Source organism: Roseibium sp., from assembly GCF_050301095.1.
Lineage (GTDB): Bacteria > Pseudomonadota > Alphaproteobacteria > Rhizobiales > Stappiaceae > Roseibium.
Window position 1 is genome coordinate 20,596 of record NZ_JBNKYW010000121.1, and the last position, 26,384, is coordinate 46,979.

At 60.8% G+C, this 26,384-nt stretch carries 27 protein-coding genes and 1 riboswitch; of the genes, 10 read left to right on the top strand and 17 right to left on the bottom strand.

The annotated features are described in order from the left end of the window. Positions 1-145: 145 nt before the first annotated feature. The 5 genes from ACQY7U_RS10925 to ACQY7U_RS10945 form a co-directional block, all read right to left on the bottom strand. A complete protein-coding gene (locus ACQY7U_RS10925) occupies positions 146-1,351 on the bottom strand; it encodes a cell wall hydrolase (RefSeq protein ID WP_428644370.1) in 1,206 nt (401 codons plus the stop codon). Positions 1,352-1,637: 286 nt separating this feature from the next. Then, a complete protein-coding gene (locus tag ACQY7U_RS10930; protein ID WP_428644372.1) occupies positions 1,638-2,621 on the bottom strand; it encodes an NUDIX hydrolase in 984 nt (327 codons plus the stop codon). A gap of 27 nt (positions 2,622-2,648) precedes the next feature. Further along, positions 2,649-3,155: a tyrosine phosphatase family protein gene (locus ACQY7U_RS10935; RefSeq protein WP_428644374.1), complete on the bottom strand. Its 507-nt coding sequence runs from the start codon at positions 3,153-3,155 to the stop codon at positions 2,649-2,651. Positions 3,156-3,256: 101 nt separating this feature from the next. Next, a complete protein-coding gene (locus ACQY7U_RS10940) occupies positions 3,257-3,919 on the bottom strand; it encodes a YfbR-like 5'-deoxynucleotidase (RefSeq protein WP_428644376.1) in 663 nt (220 codons plus the stop codon). A 27-nt stretch (positions 3,920-3,946) separates the two neighbouring features. After that, complete coding sequence (locus tag ACQY7U_RS10945) at positions 3,947-4,834, bottom strand: YgfZ/GcvT domain-containing protein (protein WP_428644377.1); 888 nt, start codon at positions 4,832-4,834, stop codon at positions 3,947-3,949. Positions 4,835-5,012: 178 nt separating this feature from the next. On the opposite strand from ACQY7U_RS10945, the gene ACQY7U_RS10950 reads away from it, so the two are divergent. The 4 genes from ACQY7U_RS10950 (at position 5,013) to ACQY7U_RS10965 (ending at position 9,893) form a co-directional block, all read left to right on the top strand. Beyond that, entirely contained in the window at positions 5,013-6,344 is a 1,332-nt protein-coding gene (locus ACQY7U_RS10950; RefSeq protein ID WP_428644379.1) for a dihydroorotase, read from the top strand. 226 nt (positions 6,345-6,570) lie between these two features. After that, the gene (locus ACQY7U_RS10955; protein ID WP_428644381.1) at positions 6,571-7,797 is read left to right on the top strand and encodes a L,D-transpeptidase family protein; all 1,227 of its coding nucleotides are present in this window, start codon (positions 6,571-6,573) and stop codon (positions 7,795-7,797) included. 166 nt (positions 7,798-7,963) lie between these two features. Beyond that, the gene (locus ACQY7U_RS10960) at positions 7,964-9,229 is read left to right on the top strand and encodes a DUF3419 family protein (RefSeq protein WP_428644383.1); all 1,266 of its coding nucleotides are present in this window, start codon (positions 7,964-7,966) and stop codon (positions 9,227-9,229) included. A gap of 13 nt (positions 9,230-9,242) precedes the next feature. Further along, positions 9,243-9,893, top strand: a complete 651-nt coding sequence (locus ACQY7U_RS10965) for a class I SAM-dependent methyltransferase (RefSeq protein WP_428644384.1) — start codon at positions 9,243-9,245, stop codon at positions 9,891-9,893. Between the two features lie 67 nt (positions 9,894-9,960). Here ACQY7U_RS10965 and ACQY7U_RS10970 read toward each other — a convergent pair whose 3' ends face one another. Further along, complete coding sequence (locus tag ACQY7U_RS10970) at positions 9,961-10,767, bottom strand: helix-turn-helix domain-containing protein (protein ID WP_428644386.1); 807 nt, start codon at positions 10,765-10,767, stop codon at positions 9,961-9,963. A gap of 128 nt (positions 10,768-10,895) precedes the next feature. Between ACQY7U_RS10970 and ACQY7U_RS10975 the strand changes: the two genes are divergently transcribed. Together ACQY7U_RS10975 and ACQY7U_RS10980 are read left to right on the top strand one after the other, a co-directional pair. After that, positions 10,896-11,294, top strand: coding sequence for a hypothetical protein (locus ACQY7U_RS10975; RefSeq protein WP_428644388.1), 399 nt, complete (start codon positions 10,896-10,898; stop codon positions 11,292-11,294). 23 nt (positions 11,295-11,317) lie between these two features. Further along, on the top strand, positions 11,318-11,638 hold the full coding sequence (locus ACQY7U_RS10980) for a DUF1330 domain-containing protein (RefSeq protein WP_428644390.1): 321 nt from the start codon (positions 11,318-11,320) through the stop codon (positions 11,636-11,638). Positions 11,639-11,738: 100 nt separating this feature from the next. On the opposite strand, the gene ACQY7U_RS10985 is transcribed toward ACQY7U_RS10980, so the two are convergent. The 3 genes from ACQY7U_RS10985 to ACQY7U_RS10995 form a co-directional block, all read right to left on the bottom strand. Beyond that, complete coding sequence (locus ACQY7U_RS10985; protein ID WP_428644392.1) at positions 11,739-13,244, bottom strand: caspase family protein; 1,506 nt, start codon at positions 13,242-13,244, stop codon at positions 11,739-11,741. Next, a complete protein-coding gene (locus ACQY7U_RS10990) occupies positions 13,234-14,271 on the bottom strand; it encodes an OmpA family protein (protein ID WP_428644393.1) in 1,038 nt (345 codons plus the stop codon). Before ACQY7U_RS10990 ends, ACQY7U_RS10985 begins: the two co-directional genes overlap by 11 nt. A gap of 233 nt (positions 14,272-14,504) precedes the next feature. Continuing rightward, entirely contained in the window at positions 14,505-15,899 is a 1,395-nt protein-coding gene (locus ACQY7U_RS10995; protein ID WP_428644395.1) for an alpha/beta fold hydrolase, read from the bottom strand. A gap of 237 nt (positions 15,900-16,136) precedes the next feature. Continuing rightward, positions 16,137-16,243, top strand: a riboswitch (SAM-I-IV-variant riboswitch). Positions 16,244-16,279: 36 nt separating this feature from the next. Here ACQY7U_RS10995 and ACQY7U_RS11000 point away from each other — a divergent pair. Further along, positions 16,280-17,224: a homoserine O-succinyltransferase gene (locus ACQY7U_RS11000; protein ID WP_428644397.1), complete on the top strand. Its 945-nt coding sequence runs from the start codon at positions 16,280-16,282 to the stop codon at positions 17,222-17,224. Between the two features lie 43 nt (positions 17,225-17,267). Here ACQY7U_RS11000 and ACQY7U_RS11005 read toward each other — a convergent pair whose 3' ends face one another. Next, positions 17,268-17,927 carry a hypothetical protein gene (locus ACQY7U_RS11005; RefSeq protein ID WP_428644399.1) on the bottom strand — a complete coding sequence of 220 codons (660 nt, stop codon included), beginning with the start codon at positions 17,925-17,927 and terminating at the stop codon, positions 17,268-17,270. Positions 17,928-18,092: 165 nt separating this feature from the next. Here ACQY7U_RS11005 and ACQY7U_RS11010 point away from each other — a divergent pair, with 165 nt between their 5' ends. After that, the gene (locus ACQY7U_RS11010) at positions 18,093-18,740 is read left to right on the top strand and encodes a LysE family translocator (RefSeq protein ID WP_428644401.1); all 648 of its coding nucleotides are present in this window, start codon (positions 18,093-18,095) and stop codon (positions 18,738-18,740) included. 82 nt (positions 18,741-18,822) lie between these two features. On the opposite strand, the gene ACQY7U_RS11015 is transcribed toward ACQY7U_RS11010, so the two are convergent. The 5 genes from ACQY7U_RS11015 to ACQY7U_RS11035 form a co-directional block, all read right to left on the bottom strand. After that, positions 18,823-19,095: a hypothetical protein gene (locus ACQY7U_RS11015; RefSeq protein WP_006933467.1), complete on the bottom strand. Its 273-nt coding sequence runs from the start codon at positions 19,093-19,095 to the stop codon at positions 18,823-18,825. A gap of 189 nt (positions 19,096-19,284) precedes the next feature. Then, a complete protein-coding gene (locus ACQY7U_RS11020) occupies positions 19,285-19,695 on the bottom strand; it encodes a TIGR02301 family protein (protein WP_428644402.1) in 411 nt (136 codons plus the stop codon). Positions 19,696-19,733: 38 nt separating this feature from the next. Beyond that, a complete protein-coding gene (locus tag ACQY7U_RS11025; protein ID WP_428644403.1) occupies positions 19,734-20,762 on the bottom strand; it encodes a DUF3179 domain-containing protein in 1,029 nt (342 codons plus the stop codon). A 98-nt stretch (positions 20,763-20,860) separates the two neighbouring features. Beyond that, complete coding sequence (locus ACQY7U_RS11030) at positions 20,861-21,283, bottom strand: NUDIX hydrolase (protein ID WP_428644405.1); 423 nt, start codon at positions 21,281-21,283, stop codon at positions 20,861-20,863. A gap of 55 nt (positions 21,284-21,338) precedes the next feature. Then, complete coding sequence (locus ACQY7U_RS11035) at positions 21,339-21,851, bottom strand: hypothetical protein (RefSeq protein WP_428644406.1); 513 nt, start codon at positions 21,849-21,851, stop codon at positions 21,339-21,341. Positions 21,852-21,943: 92 nt separating this feature from the next. Here ACQY7U_RS11035 and ACQY7U_RS11040 point away from each other — a divergent pair, with 92 nt between their 5' ends. Then, positions 21,944-22,702: an SOS response-associated peptidase gene (locus tag ACQY7U_RS11040; protein ID WP_428644407.1), complete on the top strand. Its 759-nt coding sequence runs from the start codon at positions 21,944-21,946 to the stop codon at positions 22,700-22,702. Positions 22,703-22,768: 66 nt separating this feature from the next. Continuing rightward, positions 22,769-23,629: a methyltransferase domain-containing protein gene (locus tag ACQY7U_RS11045; protein ID WP_428644409.1), complete on the top strand. Its 861-nt coding sequence runs from the start codon at positions 22,769-22,771 to the stop codon at positions 23,627-23,629. Between the two features lie 14 nt (positions 23,630-23,643). Here ACQY7U_RS11045 and ACQY7U_RS11050 read toward each other — a convergent pair whose 3' ends face one another. Both ACQY7U_RS11050 and ACQY7U_RS11055 read right to left on the bottom strand, forming a co-directional pair. Beyond that, the gene (locus ACQY7U_RS11050; RefSeq protein WP_428644411.1) at positions 23,644-25,443 is read right to left on the bottom strand and encodes a caspase family protein; all 1,800 of its coding nucleotides are present in this window, start codon (positions 25,441-25,443) and stop codon (positions 23,644-23,646) included. 150 nt (positions 25,444-25,593) lie between these two features. Continuing rightward, entirely contained in the window at positions 25,594-26,025 is a 432-nt protein-coding gene (locus tag ACQY7U_RS11055) for a glyoxalase superfamily protein (protein ID WP_428644413.1), read from the bottom strand. Positions 26,026-26,384: the final 359 nt, after the last annotated feature.

Here is a 26,384-nt window from a genome sequence, read left to right on the forward strand (position 1 = left end):
AAACGATCCTTCAATGGGTCAATCCGGTGCCCCGGGATGGGTCACACCGTTCATGCGGTTCCAGGGCGAACCCTGAACGAACCGTTCCGTACTCTTACCGATTCCGGAAGGCAAAGGAAACCGGTTGGCCTTTGCCCATGCCCATTCAGTTCCAGCCGCCGGCGTAGGTCTTGTAGAAGATGTGTTCGCCAATCTGGCCCCGTTTTGCCATGGACTTGGCCCACCGGGGATTAACGTAAGTCGCGTGGTAGTGCGTCGAAGCATCAACCAACTTCAGGTACTGCTTGCCGTCCAGGACTTCCAAAGCAAGGCGTTGTGCCTTTGCCCAGGCGCCAGGACTGGAAATGCGGTCCTTGATACCGTCACAGGCGAAAGAGAACTGGCAACGGTTGCGTTTGTGGCGGTTCTGGTAAACCACACCACAGATGGAATTCGGGTAGGACGGGTTCTTGACCCGGTTGAGAACGACCTGTGCGACCGCGATCTGGCCTTCGTCGTTTTCGCCACGCGCCTCGAAATAGATGGCCTCGGCCAGGCAGCGCTGCTCCTTCTTGGTGCCGACGGAGAGCGGCAACGGTTTCTGGGCCCACCAATGCGGATTGTTGGGATCTTCCGGCGGCGGCATGTCCTGTTCGTATTTCGCTGCCCCGAAGAGGGCGTCGAAAGGTTCCTTGGTTTCCTTGACGCTTTCGGGAGCGTATGCGGAAACGAGGGAGAAGCTGGCGGCCGCGGCGTTGCGGGCCATCATCAGCTTCTGCAGGTCCAGCGGGCCTTCCAGCGGATGTCCGTCCTTGTCTGCCTGGGCAAGGATTGCATCGGTTTCCCTGGAGCCGATTGGTTCGGGTTTCACGAAAGCGACACGGGGCAGGTCCTCGTGCTTCTTGCTCGTGGAGATCAGGCTGGACATGGCGTAGAGGTTGCCGGACGACTTATCCACCAACTGCCTATCGGGCGCCATGGTGATCAGGCGGTTTCCCTTGGTGGCCTTGTTGGTGACGATCGTGTCGGGAAGTTCGGTCGGACGGATGCTTTTAACGACATCTTCAAGGCCGACCAGCGGTCTGGCCTCGAAGCCTTTATCAGCCGAAGTCAGTGTCAGCACCGGTCCGCTGTGGGGGTCCGGGACCGGCGTGGAGCCGAGCGACAGCGTCGGCGTGATCCGGGACGTAAAGTTGGCCGGTTCAAGCGCCATCATCCAGCGGGGCGTTTCGTTGGTCCTTGCATTGATCAGCGCGAAAATATCTTGCGGGCCGATCGTTCCACCCAGGCCGAGATAGACCAGCGGGCAGGCGAGGAGGACATGTTTGAGCCGGCGCAGACGCGCCCGGACCGGGGTGTTGTCACGTGTCACAGTAGCAGAAAACCGCTTTTTGTTGCGGGACATTAGGCCAAACATACGCAGCCAGCTCCAACTCGAACCACATCGTCCTCAACACGCCGGACGATCAGCGCAAAGACCGGGTAAACCGCAGCGCTAGAATTGAAGATGTCTGCTTAACCTTGAAAGAGCGTTAATAAGCCGGGAAATCGCAGAAATTCGTGGAAGTTTTCGCGTCGGAGGCGCGGTTATGGTTAATTGCTCTAAGTATAACTGACCAGTAAACAGCCGGATATTTCCCGGTTTGCAGCTTGTGAACCTATCGCCCGCCGACTCGCAATCCCGGTGCCGGCCGTTCGCTCAAGAGCTGGTGGCGGAAGCGGAAGAGGGCCGCCGGGCGGCCGCCTGTCGCAGTCGAAGTGGCACCGGTCGGCTCCACCAGATCGGCATTTTCCACCAGGCGGCGGAAATTCTGCTTGTGAAGATGCCGTCCCGAAATGGCTTCGACCGAGGTCTGCAGTTCGGTCAGCGTGAAGGTCTCCGGCATCAGCTCGAAGATGACGGGCCGGTATTTCAGCTTGCCGCGCAGCCGCGAGATGGCCGTTGCCAGAACGCGGCGGTGGTCGAAGCGCATGGGGGCCCCAAGAAAGGGCAGGGAGGCACGCGCCAGCGCCGCAGGGCGGCCATCCCGTTGCGCTTCCAGAAGCAGGCCGGCCTCGTAAAGCAGTTCATAGCGCTCCAGCGCCCGTTCTTCGTCCCAGCTTGTTGTTCCGGTGCCGAAGGCAAGGCAGATACGTTCGATGCGGCTGAGCGGCTTGGGAATTTCCCCCTCGGTCGGCGGATTCTCGGCCCAGGCATTGAGCGCGGGCAGGATTTCCTGATCCAGAACCGTCGGCCGTCCCGTGCGCCAGTCCTCCCATGGAAAATAGTCGTACCACGACCGCCAGGCGGAATTGTGCTTGGCCAGTGTGTCGTCTGAATCGGCGGTCTGGCGGGTCAGGGCCAGATAGCCTACGGAGACAACATGCGGGCCTTCGTCGCCGGACACCCGGTGACGGCCACGGTCGCCGAAGGTGTAGAGCTGTTCCACATATCCGAGATTCAGGGCGGTCTGGTTTTCCACCCAGGATCTCAGGCCGATTTCGAAGGTCCTGTGGTGGATCGGATCGAAAGGGCCGAAGGGCAGGCTGTCGGGAAAGACGTTGTCGGTATCCCTGACCTGGACAACCTGTGGAATGCCGCCGCTTACCGAAACAATGACGGCGTTCAGGCCAATCTCGATACTCGCTTGCCGATGCGGCATGATCTCTCCCGTGTGTCGTCCTGGCGCTCAGTCAATCGGCATCACGAAGGGTGAGCCTTCGAATGCATTCGCACCGCGGCCGATGCCGCGGATCGCGTCGATCATGCGGCCCTCGCGGCCGAGCAACTTGTCGCCCATGGCAACGATGCGGGTGTTGGGGGTCGCCGAGGGCGACTTTTCCCGCAGCAAAGCCGCCAGCCGGTATTCGTCGGCCTCGGGCCTCAGGGCGCAGGCGGCGACATAGGCGCCGGCCGTCGAGCGGCTGATACCGGCCCAGCAATGAATGACCAGAGGCGCCTGCCGGTCCCAGGCCCGGACGAAGGCAAGGAAATCCTCGACGTGCCGCTCGCTGGGCGGAACCAGCCCGTCGACCGGCTGGGCGATATCGTTGAAGGCTAGAAACAGGTGCCTGTCCGGACGAATTCCTTCAGGTGTCGGCACCGCCATCTCCGCATTGATCAGCGTGACAAGGGATTTCGCGCCGGTTTCGGCGATTGTTTCAGGCAATTTCGACAGGGAGCACACATGCAGCATGGAAAAACCGGTTTGTTCGTTATTCCCATAAATTAGGTGTATTCGCCGGTTAGGGCGAGAGGCTATTCCAAGAAAATGCCCTTCGTGCAAAGAACTGTGTGTTACCCGTTCGCATGCCGGGACTTCGGCTTGTTCGCCGCTTCGCGCAGAGCCTCGATTTCGTCAAAGCGCGCCATGAACTTCTCCTGCGCCTTCGCGACGGGAAGAGGTTCCAGGCCGTAGCGCAGCTTGCCGTCGCTGTTCAGGGGGAAGTTGCGCGGCCGTCCGAAGATCCTGCCGGCTTCTTCCTCGTCAAAACCGGCCAGTTCGACCGCTTCGAAATAGGCACAGATGATGTCCGCGCGTTTGGCCAGTTTCTTCACCGTCTGCGGAATTTCCGCCGGCAGGCCGAAGCGCAGATGGATCGCGCCCTGCAAGCGGGCCTCGACGCCCTTGTAGGCTTCGCCGATCACGGCCTTGAACGGGGAGATCATGTCTCCGATCACATATTCGGGGGCATCATGCAGGAGCACCGCCAGGCGCCAGTGCGGGGCCAAGTCCGGTTTCAGCTGCAGGGCGATTTCTTCCACGATCAGCGAATGTTCGGCGACGGAAAACGCATGGTTCCCGATGGTCTGCCCGTTCCAGCGCGCCACACGGGCAAGGCCATGGGCGATGTCCGAAATCTCAACGTCCAGCGGCGAGGGGTCCAGCAGGTTGAGGCGTCTCCCGGACAACATGCGCTGCCAGGCGCGCGGTGGCTGATCAGAGCGGGCAGGGGACATCGGTCGTTCCGCTTTAAAACGCGAGTTTCAGTTTGCGGCACTCGGTTCCGGCCAGGTGAATTCCGCCCATTCGGGAAGTCTGACGCTGACCAGCGAGTCACCGCATTGAAGAGGGATGCCGTTGTCCTTGGCATGGGCGACCTTGTCAAGACGGACAAGTGCAAGACCGATGACACCGTCACCGCTGGCAGTGGAAGACCCCAACGTGCCGATGCTTTTGCCATCGGCCGTGATATCGGTACCGCGTGCCGGCAAGGCCTCTGCGCTGGTCACCTGGACGAAACGCTTGCGGGCACTGCTGCGGTGCTGCATGCGCGAGACCACTTCCTGGCCGACATAACAGCCCTTGGTGAAGGAAACGCCGCCGAGCTGGTCCAGATCCGCGTCATGCGGAAAGATACTGGAATAGTCGTAGTCCTTCAGGCCTTCCGGCACGCCAAGGCGGATACGGTGGGCCTCGTAAGTCGCAGGGGAGGCGATTTCCGCTTTCTCGCTCTGCAGGATCGGAAGAGCGGGAGCGACGATGCGGCGGCCGAGTTCCGGCAGGCGCGGATCTGCGACGGTCACGAGGGTGTTGTCGATGTCCGGCGCGTTCCAGGCGGCGAAGACGCCGGTGTCTTCCGGCATGAGCTCCAGTTCCACCTTGGCGCGCAGCCGGTAGAAGGTGAGGCGTTTCAGGAGATCTGCCGCCACGGTTCTTGCCGCGTCAATCAGATAACCGTCACCGGTCTTGTAAATCAGAAAATCGAACTGGATCTTGCCCTGCGGCGTCAGGAGGGCGGCCGCGCCGGCTCCGGTCTGATCGATCGTCTCCATATCGGCCGTCACAAGGTTCTGCAGGAAGTGATGCGCATCGGCACCGGCAACCCGGATCAGGGCACGGTCGGTCAGATGAGAGAAGAATGGCGACGGCACGGGCGCTCCTAGCAAGAGAAGTTGGGAAACAGCTTTCCTCCAGTGCCACATAGGCGCTTTGCTTCAAGCGGGCAAGGCGGGGAAAGGGGAAACCGCGTCTGGTTCTTTACGCGGGAGGCGCGTATAAGCCCGGATAAACCTGAATGTCACCACCCGATGCCATTGCCGGAGGAGCCACATGAGCGAGACCTATGACCTGATCCTGAAAGGCGGAACCGTTGTCAATCAGGACGGCGAGGGGATGCGCGATGTCGCCGTCAGAAACGGACGCATTGCCGGCATCGGCTCTTTCGACGCGTCACAGGCGGGCGAGGTGATCGACTGTTCCGGACTGCATGTGCTGCCCGGGGTCATGGACACGCAGGTCCACTTCCGCGAGCCGGGGCTCGATCACAAGGAAGACCTGGAATCGGGATCCCGGGCCGCCGTGATGGGTGGGGTGACCGCGGTCTTCGAAATGCCGAACACCAATCCGCTGACGACCTCTGAAGCAGCACTTGCCGACAAGGTCAGCCGGGGGCATCACCGCATGCATTGCGACTTCGCCTTCTGGGTTGGCGGAACGCGGGACAACGTGAAGGACATTCCGGACCTCGAGCGCCTGCCGGGCGCTGCCGGGATCAAGGTGTTCATGGGCTCCTCGACCGGAGACCTCCTTGTGGAGGACGATCAGGGCGTCAGGGAAATCCTTTCCACCACCCGCCGCCGGGCGGCCTTTCATTCCGAGGACGAGTTCCGCCTGCGCGAGCGCAAGGGCGAACAGGTTGAAGGAGATCCGAGTTCCCATCCGGTCTGGCGCGACGAGATCGCCGCCCTGCAATGCACGCAGCGGCTGGTGGCGATCGCCCGGGAAACCGGCGCCAAGATCCATATCCTGCACCTGTCGACGGCGGAGGAGGTCGACTTCCTGATCGACCACAAGGATGTCGCCTCGATCGAGGTGACACCGCATCACCTGACACTGACGGACGAGGCTTACCATCGCCTTGGAACGCTGGTGCAAATGAACCCGCCGGTGCGTGCGCCGCGCCATTCGGAGCGGCTGTGGTGGGGATTGAGCCAGGGCATTCTGGACATTTTCGGGTCCGACCATGCGCCGCATCTTCTGGAGGAAAAGCAGAAGCCCTATCCGTCCTCGCCGTCGGGCATGACCGGCGTGCAGACGCTCGTCCCGATCATGCTGGACCATGTCAACGCCGGGCGGCTGAGCCTTGCCCGTTTTGTCGACATGACCAGCGCCGGACCGGCACGCCTTTTCCAGACCGCGCGCAAAGGCCGGATCGCGGTCGGTTACGATGCCGACTTCACCGTCGTCGACCTCAAGCGCAAGGAAACGATCCGCAACGAGTGGATCGCCTCCAAATGCGGCTGGACGCCCTATGACGGCAAGGAGGTTACAGGCTGGCCGGTCGGCACACTGGTGCGCGGTCGCCGGGTGATGTGGGAAGGCGAATTGACCGATGCCTCCCGTGGCGAGGCTGTTGTCTTTCTGGACGGATTGAAAGCCTGACATAGATTCCCGGGAAATCCTCGCCGCTTCCGGGCCGGGCACTTGCAGAGCCGGATTTTTCCGGCGGTTTTGTGATGTGAATAACAGCTTCGGCCCGGCATTTGTGCGAAGGAATGGGATAAGGGGAAGGGAAACCAATAAGTAACCGTGTTTCCTAACCCCATCTATAGAAGTCTCGAATAAAGTTTGTATCGAGCTTTAGTGTTTTGCGTTGGGGAGCTCCGGGATGTTGTCATTTGGATTTCACAACAGGAATAAGCGGGCAAGTGCGCTTCTGAGCCTTGCCGGTGCCGCGATTTTTTCCGCTACCGCCTTTTCCGGTGCGCTCGCGCGTGACGGCGCGCCGCATGCCGAAGAACCGGCAGTCGAGCAACCGCTTCACATGCTGGTGTCGTTGAACGAACAGACCATCAAGGTATATCGCGGTCTGGATCTCGTCGAAACGTCACCGATCTCTTCCGGCAAAAGTGGATACAGCACGCCGACAGGCGTGTTTTCGATCCTTGAAAAGCGCCGCAAGCATTTTTCCAACCTCTACGACGATGCGCCGATGCCGTTCATGCAGCGGCTTACCTGGTCGGGCATTGCGCTGCATCAGGGCAGGCTTCCGGGATACCCGGCATCGCACGGCTGCATCCGTCTGCCGCGCTCCTTCGCCAAGTCGCTCTTCGGGATTACGCAACGAGGCGCGCATGTGGTCGTGACCCGCGAGGCTGCAGAACCGTTGAGCATCCGCCACGACGTGCTGCCGCAACCCTTTGTTCCGGAAACGGAAGTCGCCAGCCTGTCCGGTGACAATATTGCCGCCGACCCTGCGCTGCGCGGCGCCATCCGGGAAGCCTCAGTGGAAACGCCGATGTCGGTGGTTCTGCCGGAGAACCCGTATTTCGACCGGCCGCTGCGTATGATCATCACGCCGCAGAAGCAGCCGGGACGGGTCGAGGTCCTGCAGAAACTTCTCAACCAGATGGGCTTTAATGCCGGCCCCGCCGATGGCGTCATGGGCCGCAAGACACGCGCCGCGATCAGCCTTTATCAGGAAGGTGCCGACCTGCCGGTGACCGGCAAGCTGACCGATGCCCTTGAAGCCCGCATCCGTGCGGATGCCGGTTATGTGAAGCCGCGCAACGCCATGCTGCGTGTCCGCCGCAAGTTCCATGACATCTATGAGGCTCCTGTCTCGATCAGGGACATCGAAACGGAAATCGGCACCCACGTGTTCACTGCCCTCGACTTCGAGCAGGGTGACGGCTCGGTGAATTGGATTGCAGTCAATGCGGAAGGCGCACGCGGTGCAAAACCGATGGACGTTCTGGACCGTATCGATATTCCGGAAGAGGTCGCCGAGGACCTGTCCAGAATGCTGACGCCTGGCACTTCGCTGACGATCACGGACAGAAGCTTCAAGCGCAATACGGGCCTTGGCACGGACTTCGTGGTGGTCACGCGCTGACCCCAGCATCCGGCCCCGGAGCCAAACCGATTGAGATCAGCCCCCGCTCCGGCGGGGGCTTTTTGTTGTTCGGTTGACGGAACAAATCTTCCCGGTCGTCACCAAACTGTCGTCACTCTGACGTATCGGAGGGCAGCTTATTTGTGCGGTGACTCGGGAGAGAAAAATGGCGCAGGGCACGCTTACGGCTTCGAAGAAACGGCTCAGCAAAGCGGTGCATCGCTCAGATGCCACGTCCCGCGACGGTATTCTGGAGCGCCTTTTCACCTTCGTCTTCAAGGGGCTGGTCTATCCGCAGATCTGGGAAGATCCGGATGTGGACATGAAAGCCCTCAGGCTCACGCCGGACAGCCGGATGATCACCATCGCTTCGGGCGGATGCAATGTGATGTCCTATCTGACCGCGAGCCCGGCGGAGATCACGGCGGTGGACCTCAACCGGGCCCATGTGGCGTTGGGCCGCCTGAAACTTGCTGCCGCCCGGCATTTCCCGAACTACGAAACCTTCTACCGCTTCTTCGGCGAAGCGGACGAAAAGGCGAATGTTGCCGCATACCGGCGTTTCCTGAAGGACAATCTGGATGCCGAAACGGTTGCCTACTGGGAAGGCCGGGACCTTGCCAACTGGGGCCGCAAACGCATCACCCTGTTCTCGCGTGACCTCTATCATCACGGCCTGCTCGGATATTTCATCGGCATCGGCCACCTGGTGGCACGCCTTTACGGCATTGATCCCGGGCACATGGTGAAGACCAAATCGCTCGAGGAACAGCGGAGCTTTTTCGATACCGCGCTGGCGCCCCTGTTCGACAAGCGTCTGGTGCGCTGGGCGACATCGAAGAAAATGTCGCTCTACGGGCTCGGCATTCCGCCGGCGCAATACGACGCGCTGGTTTCCGCAAATGCCGACGGCAACATGTCCGCGGTACTGCGCCAGCGCCTCGAGAAACTCGCCTGCGACTTTTCCATGCGGGACAATTATTTCGCCTGGCAGGCCTTCGGCCGCGGCTACGCGCCGGCGGCCAGCGGCAGTTCAACCGGTCCGTCCGGGCCGCTGCCGCCTTATCTGAAGCGCGAGCATTTTGAGGCAATCCGCCAGCGCGCCGGCCGGGTCCGGGTGCTCAACCGAAACTTCACCGAGCATCTCCAGAGCGTTGCCGACGATACGCTGGATGCCTATGTGCTTCTGGACGCGCAGGATTGGATGACGGACCAGCAGCTCAATGCGCTCTGGGCGGAAATCACCCGGACGGCGCGTCCGGGCGCCCGGGTGATCTTCCGGACCGCCGCCGAACCGAGCCTGCTGCCAGGACGCGTCGAGGACCGTGTCCTGCAACGCTGGACCTACGAGGAGGAGGAAAGCCTGGAGCTTGGCCGTCAGGATCGCTCGTCCATCTACGGCGGTTTCCATCTTTATGTCTTCAACGGTTGATGCAGGCAGCCTCATGAGTGGAACCGCCGACACAGCCCGGCTGATGGACAGTGTCTATCGCCGCCAGCGCCATGTCTACGACCTCACCCGCAAGTACTATCTGCTCGGCCGGGATTGTCTGATCGAAAGGCTGGAGCCGCCGAGAGGCGGGGTGGTTCTGGAACTCGGCTGCGGCACGGGCCGGAATCTCATCGCCGCGGCCAGGCGGTATCCGGACGCGAGTTTCTACGGTCTCGACATATCCCGGCAAATGCTGGAGACGGCCGCCGCGAACATCGCCAAAGCCGGACTGGCCGGACGGATTACCCTGATCGAAGGGGATGCCGCCAATCCGGCTGCAACGGAAGGAACCGGCGTTCCGGCCTTCGACCGCGTGTTTTATTCCTATACGCTGTCCATGATCCCCATTTGGCGGGAGGCGCTCGCCGCTGGTGCCGCGCGGCTTGCCGAAGACGGGCGGATCCACGTGGTCGATTTCGGCCAGCAGGGCAGGCTTCCCGGCTGGTTCAGGTCCGTTCTGTTCGAATGGCTGAAGTCCTTTCATGTGTCGCCGCGCGCGGATCTTGAGGACGAATTGCAGGGTCTTGCCCGGTCCATCGGCGCGGAGCTGCGATTCAAGCCTCTTTACCGGGGCTATGCGGACTACGCCGAACTCAGCAAATAAATGCCGATCAGGTTGGCGCGGCCGGAGGCTGTGTTTTCCAACGAAAAGCCGATGAAACCGGACGGCCTCAGGCTTTCCGCGCCGCCAATGCGGTCATTGTCTGAGCCGTTTCTTCGTCTTCCGGGAAAAACGCCTCGATGGCGATCTCGGACAGGGTCACGTCCACCGCCGTGCCGAAGACCGTTGTCGTGCTCAGGAAGTTCAAGGGACCGGACGGTCCCTTGAACCGCAGCGGAACGGCGATGCGGTTGTCGACGGGATCGGCGGCAGACCTGGTGCCGGTCCCATTCTCGACCGGAAAGGCTTCAAGCTCGTTCCGCAAGGCCGCGAGTGCCGGGTCGGCGGACCGGTCGATTTCGTGAGCGAGCCGCGCCAGGATATGCGTGCGCCATTCGGCCAGATTGAGAATGCGGGGAGCGAGCCCCTCCGGATGCAGGCTCAGCCGCAGGACATTGACGGTGCCTTCAAGGAGGTGAGGCGCGATGCCATCGAGCATCGCGAAGACCGCTTTGTTGGCCGCAAGCAGCTCCCAATGCCGGTTCACGGCGAGCGCGGGGTGGGGCAGGTGCCCCTGAAGGATCCGCTCGATCACCGCGTTGGCGGCCGATAATTCGGGCGCCTTGAGTTCATGTTGCGGGTAATGCGGCGCAAAGCCCGCCGCTGTCAGAATGGCGTTTCGCTCGCGCAGCGGGACATCCAGGAATTCCGTCAGGTGCATGACCATGTCACGGCTGGGGCGGGACCGCCCGGATTCCAGAAAACTCAGATGCCGTTGTGAAATATCCGTCTCGGTCGCCAGATCGAGCTGGCTGAGCCGGCGGTGCCGTCGCCACCGGCGCAACATGTGACCGGCCGTTTCCTGTGTCTCCGTCATGGCCGGACACTAGCCCACCGGTTTCTTCGCTTCAATTACCTGCGACGTAATCGACTTCAGAACACATCGCCGCAATGATCCATGCACAGCCAGCCGATCGGACTGGCAGATCATGAAAGGAACTGACCATGTTTTCACCGACGCAATTGTCCCTCCGCTCGCTTCTGGGAGTCGATGCCGCAACCTGTGCCGCCATGGGAGGACTGCTTGTGCTGGTCTCGGGCGATATTGCCGGTGTGACGCAGATCAGCGCACCGCTGCTGTTCTGGGCAGGGCTGCTGCTTTTTCCCGTTGCCGTCTTCATGGCGCTGTCAGCCCGGGCCGCTCAGGTTCCCGGGTGGGCGGTCAATCTGGTGGTACTGGGCAATCTGGCCTGGGTGCTGGCCAGTCTGGTGCTGCCGTTTGCCGGGGTCATCGCGCCCAACACGCTTGGCTGGGCATTTCTGCTGATCCAGGCCGCCGCCGTCGTGGTGCTTTCCTGGCTCGAATGGCGGGCCTCGGCAAACCAGGTGCCTGCGGGCGAATGACAAGCGCGATGAAGGAGAAAACAATGACCTGTTTTGCAGTCGGCCACTTGCGTGAAGTTGAAATGGGACCCGAAATCGTGGCCTATCTGGAAGGGATTGACGCGACACTTGCCCCCTATGAGGGGCGGTACCTCATCCATGGCGGCGAAAAACACATGCTTGAAGGCGCATTCAAGGGAGACCTGATCGTCATTGCCTTCCCGGACCGCAAACAGGCCGAAGCCTGGTACAGGTCTCCTGCCTATCAGAAGGTCCTGCCGAAACGGCTGGCGCGGGCCAGGGGCGAGGTGTTTCTGATCGACGGTGTCGACGCTGATCACAAGGCAACGGATGTCCTGAAGTAAGCGGCACAGTGTGCACGGAACCAGCCCCGACGAGCTGAACCGGCAAGCCGGACATTTGTGTCCGGCTTGCCGGTTCAGGTCCTTGTGGCGGTGTCAGGCCTCAGTTGCAGCCGTCACGGGCCCAGATGCGGAGCGCTTCCTTGAAGGCGCCGCCCAGGGGGTGCTGCTTTTCAAGCGCGCGCGTGCTGTCGGCGAGGTAGGTCTTGGCCTGCGTACAAAGGTTCGACTGCTCCCAATGATGGCAGGAGGAACAGGTCTTGTCCTTCCAGACGGCCTCCGGCAGGCCCTCGATGGGCGGGAAACGCGGTGAACCGGTAATAAGCTCGGCAATACTCCGTGTCGCGATTTCCGGATCCCCGACGCCGAGCGGCGTGTTGAAGGCAACTGTTGCCGGCAGATCCGTCTTCGGTTCGGCCGGCTTTTCCACGACTGCGGGAGGTGGATCGGAGATCGGGTCCGTCCGCTGCTCCTTGTTCAGGATCGTCTGCAGCTCAAGGCGTGCGAGTTCGGAATAGGCGCCATCCGGATAAGCCTCCAGATAGGTCTGGTAGGCATCCGCGGTTCCCGTCTTGCGGGCTTCCTCTATCAGGTCGCGCTCCGCCTTGGCGGGATCGACAACGGGCGCAGGAGGCGGCGCCTTGGTCTGCGGGGCTTCCTCGCCCTGCTTCAACTCGCTGGACATGAGCTCGGCCAGCAGCGCACGTGCTTCTTCCGCATATATGTTGTCGGGATTCGCGCGCATGAAAAGCAACACCTGGACGGGATCGCGGCTGAGGCGCACGGAGTCCCAGAGCTGACGCATCTGGATTTCCGCGGGCGATGGCACCTTTGCCTGCACAAACTGGAAATTGGTTGTGAGCGAAGATGTATCCCAGGGGATCTGGTGGCCGTCGGTCTGCTTCAGGACGTCGTTTCGGACATCCTTGAACAGCGCTTCGATCGGCTGGCCAGGCGTATCCAGGTGCTTGGCAATTGCCTGGGAGAAGGGGCTGTTCGATCCGGTGCCGTCCAAGGCCACCTCGCCCGGCGCGGTCGCATAGGCCAGAAACGTTCCCCTCGGCGCCTTCATTTCGGCAAGGCCGTTGTCGCTGATGTCGGGTATCGCGACGAAGGGGTTGTTCCGGCAGGCATCCAGAATGACGATATTCGTCTTGTTGCGCGCGGAGAACATCTGGCGGAGCACGGCCTGTGCCGGCACGCCGACAAGGCTGAGGTCGGCTGCATCGTGCAATTCGATGTCGACGGGAACCAGGAAATTGGTTCCGAAGGACTGAACCCCGTGACCGGCATAGTAAAACAGGCCGGTCGTATCCGCACCCGATGTGCGGAGCTTTCGCCCGAACTCCGAGATCGCCCGGATGAGTTCATCTTGCGTGGCCTCAGTGATCAGCGTCACGTCGAACCCGACCTGCTCCAGCGACTGGGCCATCAGCGTCGCGTCATTCACCGGATTGTCGAGGCGAGCGACGTTGACATAGGCTCCATTGCCCACGACCAGCGCAAGCCGCGGCTCGGCGGCCGCCGGAACCGGCACAAGTGAAACAAACAGCACCATGGCTGCGGCAAAGACCGCTGACAGGCAGCGTATGAGTGTTTTATTCGACAACGACGAACTCTATTCGGCGGTTGCGGCTCTTGCCTTCCGGCGTGTCATTGGAGGCGACGGGGCGCGTTTCCCCGTATCCGACGCTGACGATCCGCTCTGCGGGTATGTTCTTTGATGTGAGATATTGGGTGACGGCGGCCGCGCGGCGATCGGACAGCCGCATGTTCGCGCCCGCGCTGCCATCGCTGTCTGTATGGCCGCCGACCTCGATCTTTAGTCCCGGGCAGCGGGAGATGATATCGACGAGACTGTTCAGAAGCGGTTCGCTGCGTGCATCCAGCCGCGCACTGCCGCTCGGGAAATAGATGTTGTCCGTCCGTGACAGGATCTCGAACCGCCCCTTGCAGGCGTCGAGGTCGAAATCGCCCTCTGGTTCCAGGGCTTTTGCCGCGGCAGGCTGTGTTGCAGGCGGGGTGGTTTCCGCTACCGCAACCGTTTCCTTGCCGTCGCCATTGCGGGCGAAGACGAAGTCGAAGGAGACCGTTGCCGACGGCACGATGACGACATTCGCCGCCTCCTCGAGCTTCTTGACACCGCCGTCCAGGCCGAAGTCGGCGGCCGGCACGGAAATCGGAGCTGTCGTCGACACGGCCGCGAGATCGTCGCTCATCAGCGTAACCGCGACTTCGGTGTCGTAGGTCCTGGAATTCCCGTGCAGGTTCATTGTGAAGGTCAGCGGAATGATCTTGCGCTTGAGCACCGGCAAGTCCGTCAGGAGCGCCTTGTCGATCTTCGCGGTGATGAGGGCTTCGGGAAACTGGAAGGTTTCGAAAAACAGGAACCGCATGCGGACATTGCGGAGGTCGATCTTTGTGTCGACCGAATCGAGAAAGATGCGGATGGAAGCGTTGCCTGCCTCATCGATCCCGCCCTCGAATTCAGCAAAGCCGCTCGATTCGACCTTGGTAAGGTTCTTGACCGACTGAAAACGGAGCGAGGAGGCGTCGCGCTGCAAGGTCCAGCCGCGTTCGAAGAAACCTTCCTCCGCGTTTGCCGGTGGCAGAAGCATTGAAAGAGCCAAAAACATGCCCGTCAGAACGGGGAATGCGAACCGCGCGACCGACATTTATCACTCCTTCCACGGGCTCTCGAAACTCATCGGGCCCGATCCTCTCCAAGCGGCAGCGAGTGTCGCAAAGTTACTGACGCAAAGCAACTTTTCCGGCGGAAGGTGTTTGAAAAGGGTGAATGAGGTGTGTGGCCGTGATGGCTAGCCACCTGAACGGCTGCTGGCACTGAAAAGATTATGATTTTCCATGATCAATCGGCGTGTTTCTTCAGAAAGTCGGATACTTCTTCGAAAAACAGAGCGAAGGCGGGCGAGTTTTCCAGAAGGACGTGGTTGTTTCCGGGCAATTCCACGAATGTTGCGTTCGGGATCAGACGCGCAATGAGCCGGCCTTCCTCGATCGGGGCCACACGTTCACCGGCGCAGTGCAGAACGAGCGTTGGAACCTGAACTTTCGTAGCCAGGTCCGACACGTCGATCTCCGCATTCATTCGCCACAGCCTGAGGGCCGCGTCGGGGTTCGTGGCAATCCGCTGCAATTCGTCGAAGCTGTCGGCAATGCCGGAGGAGGCGTCGGGGATGAAGCTGGAGGTAAAAAAGTGACGGAAAACGGGATTGGGGGACCCCCAGCCCTGGGTAATCGTGTTGGTGAGCATGTCGAACAGCTTTTTCTGTTCGGGGTCGGGGCGCCGCAATCTGCCGCGAACATAGCCGCCCAGAATAATCAGGCATTTGACCCGCTCCGGGTTTTCCACGGCGTAACGGATGGAAAACGCACCGCCCTGTGAAATGCCGAGAAGTGCAAATCTGCCGAGCCCGGCAGCGTCAGCCACTGCGTTCATGTCCTGTTGCATGGCGTCTGCCGAGATGATGTCAGGGTCCCAATCCGACAGACCGTTGCCGCGCTGGTCGAAGCGAACCAGCTGAAACCTGCGTGCGCATTCGGCGAGCATCGGCGCCCAGCAGGGACTTTTCCATTCATACTCGAGGTGATTGAGCCAGTTTGGTGCTTTCAGGACCGGCAAGCCCTGACCCACTCCCGCCCAGGCGATATGCGTTCCGTCTTCCGATGTCGTGTAGTGGACACGCTGTTGCAGCGCTTCCTCGACGGGTTCAATCATTTCCGACTTTGCCTTGGGCGTCCACTGCCAGACCCGGATGGGCCGCGAAATGTTCTTCACCCGCTGCCGGCCCATGTCGCGGAAAGGCGCGCCTATCCGCTCGTTTACGGTCTGGTGCACAAGATCGGAAACGCAGATGCCACCCGGCTCGGCGATAGTCTGAAGACGGGCAGCGACATTCACACCGTCGCCAAAGATGTCGTCCTCATCGTGAACCACATCTCCCAGGTTGATCCCCACCCGATAGGTAATGCGTTTGTCGGGTATGCTTTCGGCTTCGCGCCTGGACATCGTCTCCTGGATATCCACGGCTGCCTGGACAGCATCCTGGGCGCTCTGGAACTCGGCGAGCATCCCGTCGCCCGTCGTCTTGACGATTCGGCCGTTTCTGATTGCGATCGCCGGATCTATGACTTCGCGCCGGTATTCTTTCTGACGAGCGATGACACCGTCTTCATCCAGTTCCATGAGCCGGCTGTAGGCGGCCATGTCGGCAACCAGTACCGCAGTCAATCGACGTTCCATTCGAGCACCTGCTTACGCGGCGTAATTCTGCGCAGAGTGTAGTTTAAATGCGTCGGGTTCACCACCACCATGCGGTGAGGGGCGGGTCTGGAAGAGGAGAAAACTGTCGGATGCGCAGTTCCTGGTGTAACCGTTCCCTTGGGCTCGGCCGTTGTTCATGGGGAGATCATGCCCTTCTACGGATTGCGCTGGTCACCACAAATTGATTGTCATCGGCGACCCGACCTCATACATATGGGCTCGCATTGAGAGTTGGGGCGACGCCCAACGCCAACCTGCCCGACCGAGCAAGGTGGTACTCCATGACGGAGGATGTGGCCTATCCGGCAACCAAGCGGATCACATCACAGGCGTCGTTCCCGGATGAGGATTGACGCAAAGTGCCGATTAAAATTCCAGACGATCTACCCGCCCGCCGTTCCCTCGACGCCGAAGGCGTCATCGTCATGCGCGAGGCGGATGCCGTCCGGCAGGATATCAGGCCGCTCAGGATCGGCCTGCTCAATCTCATGCCCAACAAGATCAAGACGGAAACCCAGATCGCACGCCTGCTGGGAGCGACACCCCTGCAGGTCGAACTGACGCTCGTGCGCATGTCGGACCACGTGCCGAGGAACACGCCTGCCGACCATATGGAATCCTTCTACAGGCCCTGGCGGGACATTCGCCACGAGCGTTTCGACGGCTTCATCATTACCGGCGCACCGGTGGAAAAACGCCCCTTCCAGGAGGTCAACTACTGGCCGGAGCTGTCTGAGGTGTTCGACTGGACCCAGACACATGTCCACCGGTGCTTCACGATCTGCTGGGCGGCCCAGGCAGCCGTGCATCATTTCCACGGCATGCAGAAATACCTGCTGCCAGAAAAAGCCTTTGGTGTCTTCAAGCAGAAGATCCTCGAGCCGGCTTCGCCCTACCTGCGTGGCTTTTCCGACAATTTCCGGATCCCCATTTCCCGCTGGACCGAGGTGCGCCGTGAGGACATTCCGGAGACAAGCGGCCTGAAGATTCTTGCCGAGGACGATAAAAACGGGCTCTGCCTTCTGTCCGATGACCGCCGCCGCATGCTCCACATGTTCAATCATGTCGAATACGACACGGAGACACTCGGAGAGGAATATGTCCGCGACGGTTCCGGCACCCTGCCGGTGGACTATTTCCCCGGCGACGACCCGGCGCTGCCGCCTGAAAACCGTTGGCGCTGCCATGCGCATCTGCTGTTCGGCAACTGGATCAACGACGTCTACCAGACGACGCCGTTCGATGTGAACGAGATCGGCGACGTCGCGGCCAGCGACCGGCAGGTGGCTGAAAAGCGGGCTTGAGCACGGCCAGCCCGCTCATCCGGGCTGGGAACCGGATGAAGGCTCAATCTCCCGCCACGAAATAATGCAGGGTACCGTCCGGACCGATGCCGACCCGGTAGAAGGTCCAGGCACCGAATTCCTTCATCTCGGCGAAGTCGCCCGCCGTCACGATCCGGAAGAGTTCAACCTTTTGATCCGGCGTCAGCTTATCGAGCGGATAGCGGGCGAAATACGGCCAGACGTACATTTCCTGCGCCGTGCCCTGGTCGACATGCAGGAATCCAGCCTCCAGAATGTCGGCCAGAATGGCGAGGGTCTCGAAGCCTTCGCCGTCGCCTGAGTTTTCCTTCAGGAAGTCGATAGGATCGCCGATTTCGGCGAAAGAGAGCGTCGGTGGCATTTCGTTGCTCTCAAACACCATGCGCAGCTTTTCCAGATTGCCGGATTGGGCGGCTTCCCTCAGTTGGGCATGCATGCGCGCCACCGGCTTCGGCAGGGATGAGGTGTCGTAGAAAACCTGCGGTAGGGCACCGTCGTCAGCCATCTCCGGAGCGTCTGCCTGTCCGGATGCCTCAGGGACTGTCAGCTCCTCCACCGGAGGCTCGAAAGCCGGCGCGGCGGGCGTAATCGGTATCGTTTCCGTCTGGACGGTCTTTGCGCCTGCAGTCCCCGAGAACAAGGTTGCCGCCACGATGGCGGCGGCAATCATCCGAAACGTCATGACCTGCTCCATTTTTCAAACCCCGCCGGTTCCTTAAACAATTCGTGCCATGGTGAAAACAGGGTGATGACAATATCTCATCCTTGTCATCGCGAGGTGGGCCGGTTATCGAAAGGCTCCATTGCCTGTCAGAACATTTTTGCGGGTGACCGAAAAGGACCGGGCGTGACATTTCTGGAATATGCACTGATCGGTTATGTCATCGGTATTCTCACCACGGCCCCGGTCGGGCCCGTCAACATCATGGCCATACAACACGCGGTTCACAGCGGGTTCCGCCAGGGCGTCTACGTCGGGTTGGGGGCCGTATTGGCGGATTCGATTTTCGCCGCCTGTGCCATCTTCGGCGTTTCGGCCGTCACGAATTTCATCGACAACCAGTTTTACCTGATTGAGATGATCGGCGGTGTGCTGCTTTTGGGCTTCGGCATCAAGATTTGGCATACCCACCCGCATATTCACAAAGACGGAAACGGCAAGCGGCGGGGGTTCTGGGGGGAAGCTACGGCCGCCTTTTTCATGGCGATCACGAATCCGGGGGCGATCTTTGCCTTTATCGCCATCTTCGGCGTTCTCGGCGACTACAGGCCGGCCCATGGCAATCATCTGGGAGCCCTGACGATGGTCGCGGGTATCGCCTGCGGTGCGACTTCATGGTGGGTGGTCGTCTCAGCATCCGTGTCACACTTCAAGCACCGGATCGACGACCATTGGCTGGACCGGATCAACCATATCGCCGGCGTGCTTCTCATCGCTTTTGGCGGGCTGATCTACCTGAACCTTGTCTGGAAGCTGCTTCGCGCCAAGGTGTGACATCTGTCAAGAATGTGTGACACCCGTCAGGAATCGCAAAGGCCGGAAACCCGGCCTTAGTCAGTCGTATGTTTGCGTGCGCTTACTGAAGGACGCGGTTGACCGTGTAATCGCCCTGCAGGATCCGGTCCGGCAGGCCTTCGGCCAATTTGGCAACTGCATCCTCGCCATAAGCGGCGACAAGGTCTGCGAGCGCGGTAAACATGGCTGCATGGGCAACGGCATCCGCATCGACACCGTTGGCTATGGCTTCGGCCCAGGCATCGGAAATAAAACCGAGAGCGGCACGCCTGATGTCTTCGTCTTCGGCAAATTCAGCTTCCATTGCCGCATCAGCATAATCGTCGTTTATCATTCGCTTCCTTACCGGTCCTTCCCGAACGCTTGAAATTTACTCCAGCGTGTCCAGCTCCGAATCTGATGACTTGATCCTAGCACGGCTCTGCGTGCTGATAAGCAACTGTGAACGTAAACTTAACGGCCACCCACAAATTTGATTCAAAAGGTTAACCAACTCGTAACAAATTGGGGAATTCGGGAAGATTTATCGCCCGTACCGGCTGGTCACGTCGCCGATAATGGTCTCGCCTTCGCTCAGATACTGTCCCATTGCGAGACGCGCGGCGTCCGTGCAGTCCCTGTAAGCGACTGAAAATCCACGATAACCCTGGTTGAAGCGCTCGATGAACCGGCGGCGGCGGTTCTCGTCCAGTGTTTCGGCGTCCAGAAAGTCTTCCATCCGGTCGCGCCAGCTCGGCGTATCTGCCTCTTTACAAAGAGGGCGCAGGAAATGAAGCGCACCGAAGATTTCCGACAGGCGCATCAACTCCTGTTCGTAAGGCGGAGCATCCGGGGCGTTCTGCTGTGCGATGGCGGTCTGCCCGGCAATGAAGGTGCAAGCGGCTGCCATAAGGGCCGTCCGGAAAACGCCAAATCGCTTGCTCTTGGTGCTCATGGGCGGATCATGCTCAACGGCAGGCCCTACCGCAAGCGCTATGGCTGTTTGACCCCAAGAATTGCCAGGCCGGGGTGAAATGCATGAACGACGAAGGCAAATGTCACATCGTGGACAAGGGGCTCTTCACCGGCTGCGGTCTTGCGGACGGCCAACACGGTGCCGACCGATCGCCCGGCCCGCGTTGACCTGTTGTCCAGTACCGAGGCCTGTTCTCCCGTCCAGCGAAGCTCAACCGATCCGTTGAAGGCCAGGGTGCCATTCTCCCGCAGATAGGCCACCGTCGCCGCATGGAACCGTTCCGCGTCGCGCACGATGACGACGCGCGCCATTGGATTGATATTTTCCGGCAGGTCTCCCTGATAAAGCGGGTAAGGTGCTCTGCGGCTGTCGTAACCGATATAGGGGTTCAGGCCGTAATCCCGGCGCGGCGGGTCAGGGCGTGCGAGAACTTCTGCCTCCGGATGGGCCTTCCTGAAAGCGCCGAACGACAACACGCGTGAGGGCAGCATCTTCAGTTTCCGTCCGGCATGTGTGCCGACAATGGCTTCGCCGGTGAATTGCTGCCACCAGGTTTCACTCTGCCTGTCATACATGACCAGATCGGAATTCCGCAGCAGGCCGGTCGTACCGAAATCGAGTGTTTCTTCGCCCAGACGGCGATCGAAGGCGATGGAGGAATTGCACAGGGGACAATAGGTAATCGCGACAGGAACGTTGCCGATCCGGTCATTGACGATTTCGTGCCAGATCAGGATCTGCAACGGGTATGCCTTGATGGTTCCAGTCACCTCGAGCCTGATTACCGGTTCACGGTCGTCAAGCCAGGAGATGTCGCGTGCGGTTTCGAAACGAGGCGCGTCGATGGAAGGAATGCCGTCCTTCGGTGGACCACCGGAAAAAATCGTTTTCAGATCAACGATTGCTTTGGTGAAATCCGTCGTAAATCCCGCACGCTTCCACTGCTTGGGATCGGCGGCTGCAAGGCCGGTTGTGGCAATCGTCAGGAGAAACGCAAGTCCAAGCCTTCCGAGAGAATTCCGGCAACGCTGTTTGACTGTTTGCATGTCCTTCCTCCTGAAAACAAAAGTCGGCCAAGTTTGGGCTCGTTTGTCGTTCAGTTGGAATCAAGCGTCTGCAAAGCTTTGTGAGGGGCGGGAACAGGTCAGCGCCCCAGGAGGCGCCGGATCCGCTCCGGTGTTCCCGGCGTGGTGGGGCGATCCTCCAGCTCTTCGAGGGGCACCCACTCAAGGGCGCTGGCATCGTCGCCGGCAACCGCTTCGCCGGACAGGGAGGGGCCGAGAAAGACCGACAGCACGAAATGGGTAACGACGCGCCCGTCTTCGTCCCGCTGAATCGAATCGAAAGTTTCCACCGGTGCGCCGAGTTCGGCCGTCAGTCCGGTTTCCTCAAGAAGTTCCCGTTCGGCCGCCGCCAGCAGCGTTTCGCCGAGTTCGACAAGCCCGCCGGGCAGGCTCCAGTGATCCTTGAACGGGGGCTTGCCGCGTTTGATGAGCAGCACCTTGCCGCTTCGGTGACACAGAACGCTGACGCCGACCCGCGGCATATCCGGGTAGAACCGGGACATCGTTATCCTCGGAGGAGTTTTGCCAAGGGTCGTCTCGATGACCATTGGAAATTAATCAAGCGAACAGAGCGTCGATTTCCGCCTGAGCGCCGTCGCCTTCATGCTGGGTTGCTTCCGGTTCAACATGACCGTGGATCACGGCGCCCGCAATGGCAATCAGCGGTTTGATTTCATGCGTTGCGATTTCCGCGATTTCGGAAGCAATCCGGACCGGATCCGTTTCGACACGCAGCTGGTCCTGGATGTTTCCCACGAGTGCGTTGATTCCCGCGACCTGGGCTTCCAGGTGATCGCGCAGTTGCGCCGGGGCCGCCCGGTAGGCCAGAATCGCCAGCTGCTTGTCCTTGAAGGTCGAGTTCTCGAAATGACCCTCGTAGTCCAGCGGCTCCCACTCCAGGATATCCTCGGCGCAATCGGGCATGTCCGGAAGCATTTCCAGAAGCATCATGACTTCATTGAAATGATTGAGATAATCCGTGGCGAGGCCGGTCTGGGGATTGATGTTTGCCTGCTCCAGCCGTTCGGCTGCCAGATCTCCGGCGCCCAGAACTGGATCCAAACATTCCATACTATCCCCCTGCTATTCGATTTAAGCTTCAGGCTACTGGTTTTTTGTTGCCAATTGCCTAACTTGACGGGATCAGGAACGGAGAGATCATCATGTGCGGCCGCCTCGCGCTCACGACACCTCCCGATGCGGTGCGGAATTTCTTCAAGTATGCAGACCAGCCGAATTTCCCGCCGCGCTACAATATCGCCCCGACCCAGCCTCTGGCGGTTGTCCGGCAGGATCTTGGCGGCACGCGGCGCTTTCACCTTGTGCGCTGGGGCCTGATTCCTGCCTGGGTGAAAGATCCGGCCAGCTTCACGCTCCTGATCAATGCACGCGCGGAAACGGCCGCTGAAAAACCGTCGTTCCGCTCGCCCATGCGCCATCATCGATGTCTCGTTCCCGCCTCAGGCTTTTATGAATGGCGACGCACGCCGGAAGGCAAACAGGCTTTCTGGATCCGGCCTGCGGACGGCGACCTCATGGCTTTCGCCGGTCTCTGGGACACCTGGTCTGATCCCGATGGCGGCGATATCGATACCGGCGCCATCCTGACGATCCAGTCGAACCGGATGATGTCCGCGATCCATCACCGGATGCCCGTTATCCTGAAACCCGAGGCCTTCGATACCTGGCTCGATGTCGCCAATGTGGAACGGCGCGAGGCGCAAAAGCTCTTGCGGCCCGTCGAGGACGACTTTCTGGTCGCCGTGCCGGTCTCGCCGCGCGTCAACAAGGTGGCCAATGACGATCCGGATGTGCAACGCCCGATTTCTCCTGAGGAGATGGAGGTTCCTTTGAAAAGGGCATCGAAGTCCGATGGTCAGGCCAAACAGGCTTCCGGCGACAGCCAGCTCGATCTTTTCTGACCAGTTTTACCGTGCAAATGCCGCAACTCCGATGTAGGGGAGGGCGGAACAGGTAAGGATGACAAGATGGACGAGAGCGGCACGCAGCAACCGGAAGCCGAAGACGAGCCGGACAACGAGGCGCTGGCCGAAGCTTATAACCGCGGCTTGGCGCTGCAGAAGGCGGGCGACCTGAAAGGGGCAGAAGCAGCTTTCCGGGAAGCCCTGGCGATCGACCCGGACGACATCGGAGGTGTCAGCATTCGTCTTGCTGCCATTGGAGCCGAGGTTTCGCCGGAGAAGATGCCTGACGCCTATGTGGCGACGCTCTTCGACCAGCATGCCGATGTCTTCGACGAAATCCTGGTCGATGAGCTTGGCTATTGCGTGCCGCTGCTGGTGCGCGACCAGATCCAGCGGCTCGGGACCGGTCCCTTTGAGCGCCTGCTGGATCTGGGATGCGGTACCGGCCTGACCGGCATGGCGCTGCAAGACTGCACCAGCCACCGCACCGGCGTCGACCTTTCCGAGCGGATCGTGGAACTGGCCTTCGACCGGGAGGTCTATGACGATCTTTATGTCGGCGAGGCGGTGGAGTTCCTGCAGGAATTCGAAGAAGAGGACGGTTCCCGTCCGCGCTGGGACCTGATCGCGGCAACAGATGTCTTCCCGTACCTCGGCGCCGTCGAGCCATTCCTGACGGGGGCTGCCAGCCGGCTTGAACCGAAAGGCTATCTCGCCTTTTCAACGGAAACCTTGCCCGACGAGGTGTTGGGCGGCCGGCGCTATATGGTCGGTCCCAAGAACCGGTTCGCCCAGGGCGAAGCCTATATCCGTTCAGCGCTCGATGCGGCGGGATTCGAAATCCTGGCGATGGACCCGATCACGGTCCGCCTTGAGGAAGGCGAGCCGGTACCGGGCCATCTGGTCATGGCCCGTCTGCGTTAAGAACAGCAAGCCTCCTACTTGATGAAATAGAATTCCCGGCGGAGGGCGGAGTTGTGCCAGGGCGACTGCGAGCCGCCGGTGGTGGCGTAAACGTCGGCTTTCACCCGCTTCATCATGATTTCGATTTCGAGACCCGGAGTCTCGATGTGCTTCAGCAGTGCGGCGGTGAAGGGGCTGTTGTCGCCGTCGCCGTCAAGGGCGACTTCGCCCGGTGCCGTCGCATAGCCGATCAGGATGTTGCCGCCACCGGCTTGCGGGGCGGCAAGGCCGCGGGATGCAGCCGAACTGCGGCTGGCGCTGAAATTGCGCGCGAAGCGGCGGGACAGCGGGTTGTCCCGGCAGGCATCCAGGAGCGCGATCGACAGGCGACCGGGCGCGTTCATGTAATCCAGGACGGTACCGAGTTCGATGGTCTCGAAGTCGACGGCGGTGGCATCCTCAAGCTTGGCGTCGATGGGGATCAGGTAGTTCTTGCCGTTCATCTGCATGGCGTGGCCGGCGTAGAAGAACAGGGCGACATCCGCGTCGCGGATGTTGCGGACATAGGAACGGATCGTGCTTTCCATCGCGACCTTGCTCTGGTCCAGCCCGAGAATGACGGTGAAACCCAGGCGCTTCAGCGCATCCGTCAGCCTGACGGCATCGTTTTTCGGATTGGGCAGGAAGGGGGCATTGTCATAGGCGGAGTTGCCCATGATAAGGGCGACACGCTTGCCGTCGGGCAGGGTGGAGAGATCCGGAAGCTTCGTGTTGCCCGCCGAAGCCTGTCCCGATGACTGGGAGTCCGCGTTCTGGCCGCTTTGCGGCGCCGGGCCGATGATCGGGATATCGGGAGCTGCGGCCTGCTGTTGCCTCTGGTTCTCGGGCGCGGCAGCCAGATACCGCCCTGAAGCCCAGCCACGCATTCCGTTGTCGAGCTCCACCTCGATCCATGCGCCCTGCTGGGCGAGCATCTTCACTTCCGTGCCTTCCAGCAGCCGCGCGATTTCGGCGTATTGGGTTCCCGCGCCGGTTCGGAGCGACAGATAGGTGTCGCCGCTCGGGCTGAGGTCACCGACAAGCCCTGCTCGCGGTGGCGAAAAGGCCCGGGCGCTGGCAGGAGGTGGGGTGGTTTGCGGAAAGGACGGGGCGGAATAGCTGGGCGACGCGGTGATGTATTTGCCGTAGGCCCAGCCTGACTGGCCGTTGCCGAGCGCAACATTCACCCAGGATCCCTTGCGGGCGAGCACGGTCAGCTGCGTGTTTTCGCGCAGACGCGTGATTTCCCGGTAACCGGTTCCTGGTCCCGTGCGCAGGGAGAGGTAATTGTCGCCATCGGGATTGAGGCCGGAAACATAGGCCCTGGGGGCGGGCGGGCTAGCGCCGAAGCTGCCACTTCCCGGCGGGACAAGCAGCGTCGCGGAAAAGAGCCCCTGCGACGCACCGCCGGTCAGGCCGGTCGCGGACCAGATGACGTATTGAAACCGTTCACCGTTATGAAAATAGCTGTCGCCGGGAATGGCTCCGGAGGCAATCAGCCGGGCCTTGTAGGCGTTGCCCTCGGGTTGGCGCATCCAGCCGATGGTGACGGCATACCAGCCGTTATTGGACTGAAACACGCTGGTTTTCGGAAACCGGCCGACATAGCCGCTGGCAACCGAAATGGCCTGGTTGGCGTCGGGACGGCTGGCCACAACCAGCCAGCCGCTGTTTCCGCCCGGCATGACCGAGGCGCGCGCACCTGCAACGGCCGAGACCGCGGTCAGCACACCGGCGAACACGAGAATGAGGAGGAATTTCAAAGGGAGCATCGGAATTGAAAGGCGCTCATTCATCTAAAGTTCCCCTGGCCGGAAGCCGGAGCGTCTCCCTGAACGGAGGGAGAGCCCAGGCCCTGCCGGCGTCTCAACCAGTGTTCTCCGTCCGAGTATGCCACGGCCCCGCCAGCGTTTCCTATCGCCTCACGTCACAGAATTGGCGAATGTTCACTCCAGCGGTTTCATTTTCAGGTACGGCTCGCCGTTGGAGGTTTTCTTCACGGCAATTCCGTCCGCCCGGATGAGACACGTCACCCGGCTGCGATAGGCTGAGAAACTGTCGAAGGTCACCACGTCCACCGGTGTGTCGAACAACACGATCACGTTGTAGTGCTCCGACGAACCCATCTTTGACAGTGCCTTGATTTCCCCCACGAAGGGCTGCTGCAAGTAGGTGCCTGTCACCCGGTCGCCGACCGAAAACACCATGTGGTTCGGACGGGAGGCGGTGGCGCTGGCCGTGTTCCAGTCGCGGAACCCCAATTGGGCGGACAGGAGTTCGAGGGCCTGGCTGTGGGAGATGTTCTGGCCCTTGGCCGCAAGGGCGGCCCGAAGGCGCTTGGCCTGGGCTTTCAGTTCGGCAACGCTGGGAAGCGTCATGGGATTACCTTTCCAAGAAAGGCAGGCGGTTGGCGATTGCCAGTCATGGGGCCCGCATTGCCATCAGCCTGCACGGTCTTGTGAAGGTCGATCGAAACCGCGAAGCCGGACTTCGCGTGAGGGAATTCACCTTGGGTCAACCCCGCGGGCGGCCGGCTCCCCCGGACCGCTGACACCGATAGGCGCGGGACGTGTTCCTGTCAATACGTGAACAACCTCGCTGGAAACCGCACCCAGGGCAAAAAGAAAGCCGCTGAGACAGCGGCTTCAAGGAGAGGGAGGTTACGATGAACACCTGGCGGTCGCCACCGCCGGGTGCGGGTGTGGAAGCGGGCGTACCCGCTGCCACGGACATCAGG

What these genes read in the sequence shown, in the direction of transcription:
- ACQY7U_RS10930 (WP_428644372.1), bottom strand. Translation starts at nt 2,621, where the DNA reads ATGCCGCATCGGCAAGCGAGTATCGAGATTGGCCTGAACGCCGTCATT.
- ACQY7U_RS10935 (WP_428644374.1), bottom strand. Translation starts at nt 3,155, where the DNA reads ATGCTGCATGTGTGCTCCCTGTCGAAATTGCCTGAAACAATCGCCGAA.
- ACQY7U_RS10940 (WP_428644376.1), bottom strand. Translation starts at nt 3,919, where the DNA reads ATGTCCCCTGCCCGCTCTGATCAGCCACCGCGCGCCTGGCAGCGCATG.
- ACQY7U_RS10950 (WP_428644379.1), top strand. Translation starts at nt 5,013, where the DNA reads ATGAGCGAGACCTATGACCTGATCCTGAAAGGCGGAACCGTTGTCAAT.
- ACQY7U_RS10955 (WP_428644381.1), top strand. Translation starts at nt 6,571, where the DNA reads ATGTTGTCATTTGGATTTCACAACAGGAATAAGCGGGCAAGTGCGCTT.
- ACQY7U_RS10960 (WP_428644383.1), top strand. Translation starts at nt 7,964, where the DNA reads ATGGCGCAGGGCACGCTTACGGCTTCGAAGAAACGGCTCAGCAAAGCG.
- ACQY7U_RS10965 (WP_428644384.1), top strand. Translation starts at nt 9,243, where the DNA reads ATGAGTGGAACCGCCGACACAGCCCGGCTGATGGACAGTGTCTATCGC.
- ACQY7U_RS10970 (WP_428644386.1), bottom strand. Translation starts at nt 10,767, where the DNA reads ATGACGGAGACACAGGAAACGGCCGGTCACATGTTGCGCCGGTGGCGA.
- ACQY7U_RS10975 (WP_428644388.1), top strand. Translation starts at nt 10,896, where the DNA reads ATGTTTTCACCGACGCAATTGTCCCTCCGCTCGCTTCTGGGAGTCGAT.
- ACQY7U_RS10980 (WP_428644390.1), top strand. Translation starts at nt 11,318, where the DNA reads ATGACCTGTTTTGCAGTCGGCCACTTGCGTGAAGTTGAAATGGGACCC.
- ACQY7U_RS10990 (WP_428644393.1), bottom strand. Translation starts at nt 14,271, where the DNA reads ATGTTTTTGGCTCTTTCAATGCTTCTGCCACCGGCAAACGCGGAGGAA.
- ACQY7U_RS10995 (WP_428644395.1), bottom strand. Translation starts at nt 15,899, where the DNA reads ATGGAACGTCGATTGACTGCGGTACTGGTTGCCGACATGGCCGCCTAC.
- ACQY7U_RS11005 (WP_428644399.1), bottom strand. Translation starts at nt 17,927, where the DNA reads ATGACGTTTCGGATGATTGCCGCCGCCATCGTGGCGGCAACCTTGTTC.
- ACQY7U_RS11015 (WP_006933467.1), bottom strand. Translation starts at nt 19,095, where the DNA reads ATGATAAACGACGATTATGCTGATGCGGCAATGGAAGCTGAATTTGCC.
- ACQY7U_RS11020 (WP_428644402.1), bottom strand. Translation starts at nt 19,695, where the DNA reads ATGAGCACCAAGAGCAAGCGATTTGGCGTTTTCCGGACGGCCCTTATG.
- ACQY7U_RS11025 (WP_428644403.1), bottom strand. Translation starts at nt 20,762, where the DNA reads ATGCAAACAGTCAAACAGCGTTGCCGGAATTCTCTCGGAAGGCTTGGA.
- ACQY7U_RS11030 (WP_428644405.1), bottom strand. Translation starts at nt 21,283, where the DNA reads ATGTCCCGGTTCTACCCGGATATGCCGCGGGTCGGCGTCAGCGTTCTG.
- ACQY7U_RS11035 (WP_428644406.1), bottom strand. Translation starts at nt 21,851, where the DNA reads ATGGAATGTTTGGATCCAGTTCTGGGCGCCGGAGATCTGGCAGCCGAA.
- ACQY7U_RS11040 (WP_428644407.1), top strand. Translation starts at nt 21,944, where the DNA reads ATGTGCGGCCGCCTCGCGCTCACGACACCTCCCGATGCGGTGCGGAAT.
- ACQY7U_RS11045 (WP_428644409.1), top strand. Translation starts at nt 22,769, where the DNA reads ATGGACGAGAGCGGCACGCAGCAACCGGAAGCCGAAGACGAGCCGGAC.
- ACQY7U_RS11050 (WP_428644411.1), bottom strand. Translation starts at nt 25,443, where the DNA reads ATGAATGAGCGCCTTTCAATTCCGATGCTCCCTTTGAAATTCCTCCTC.
- ACQY7U_RS11055 (WP_428644413.1), bottom strand. Translation starts at nt 26,025, where the DNA reads ATGACGCTTCCCAGCGTTGCCGAACTGAAAGCCCAGGCCAAGCGCCTT.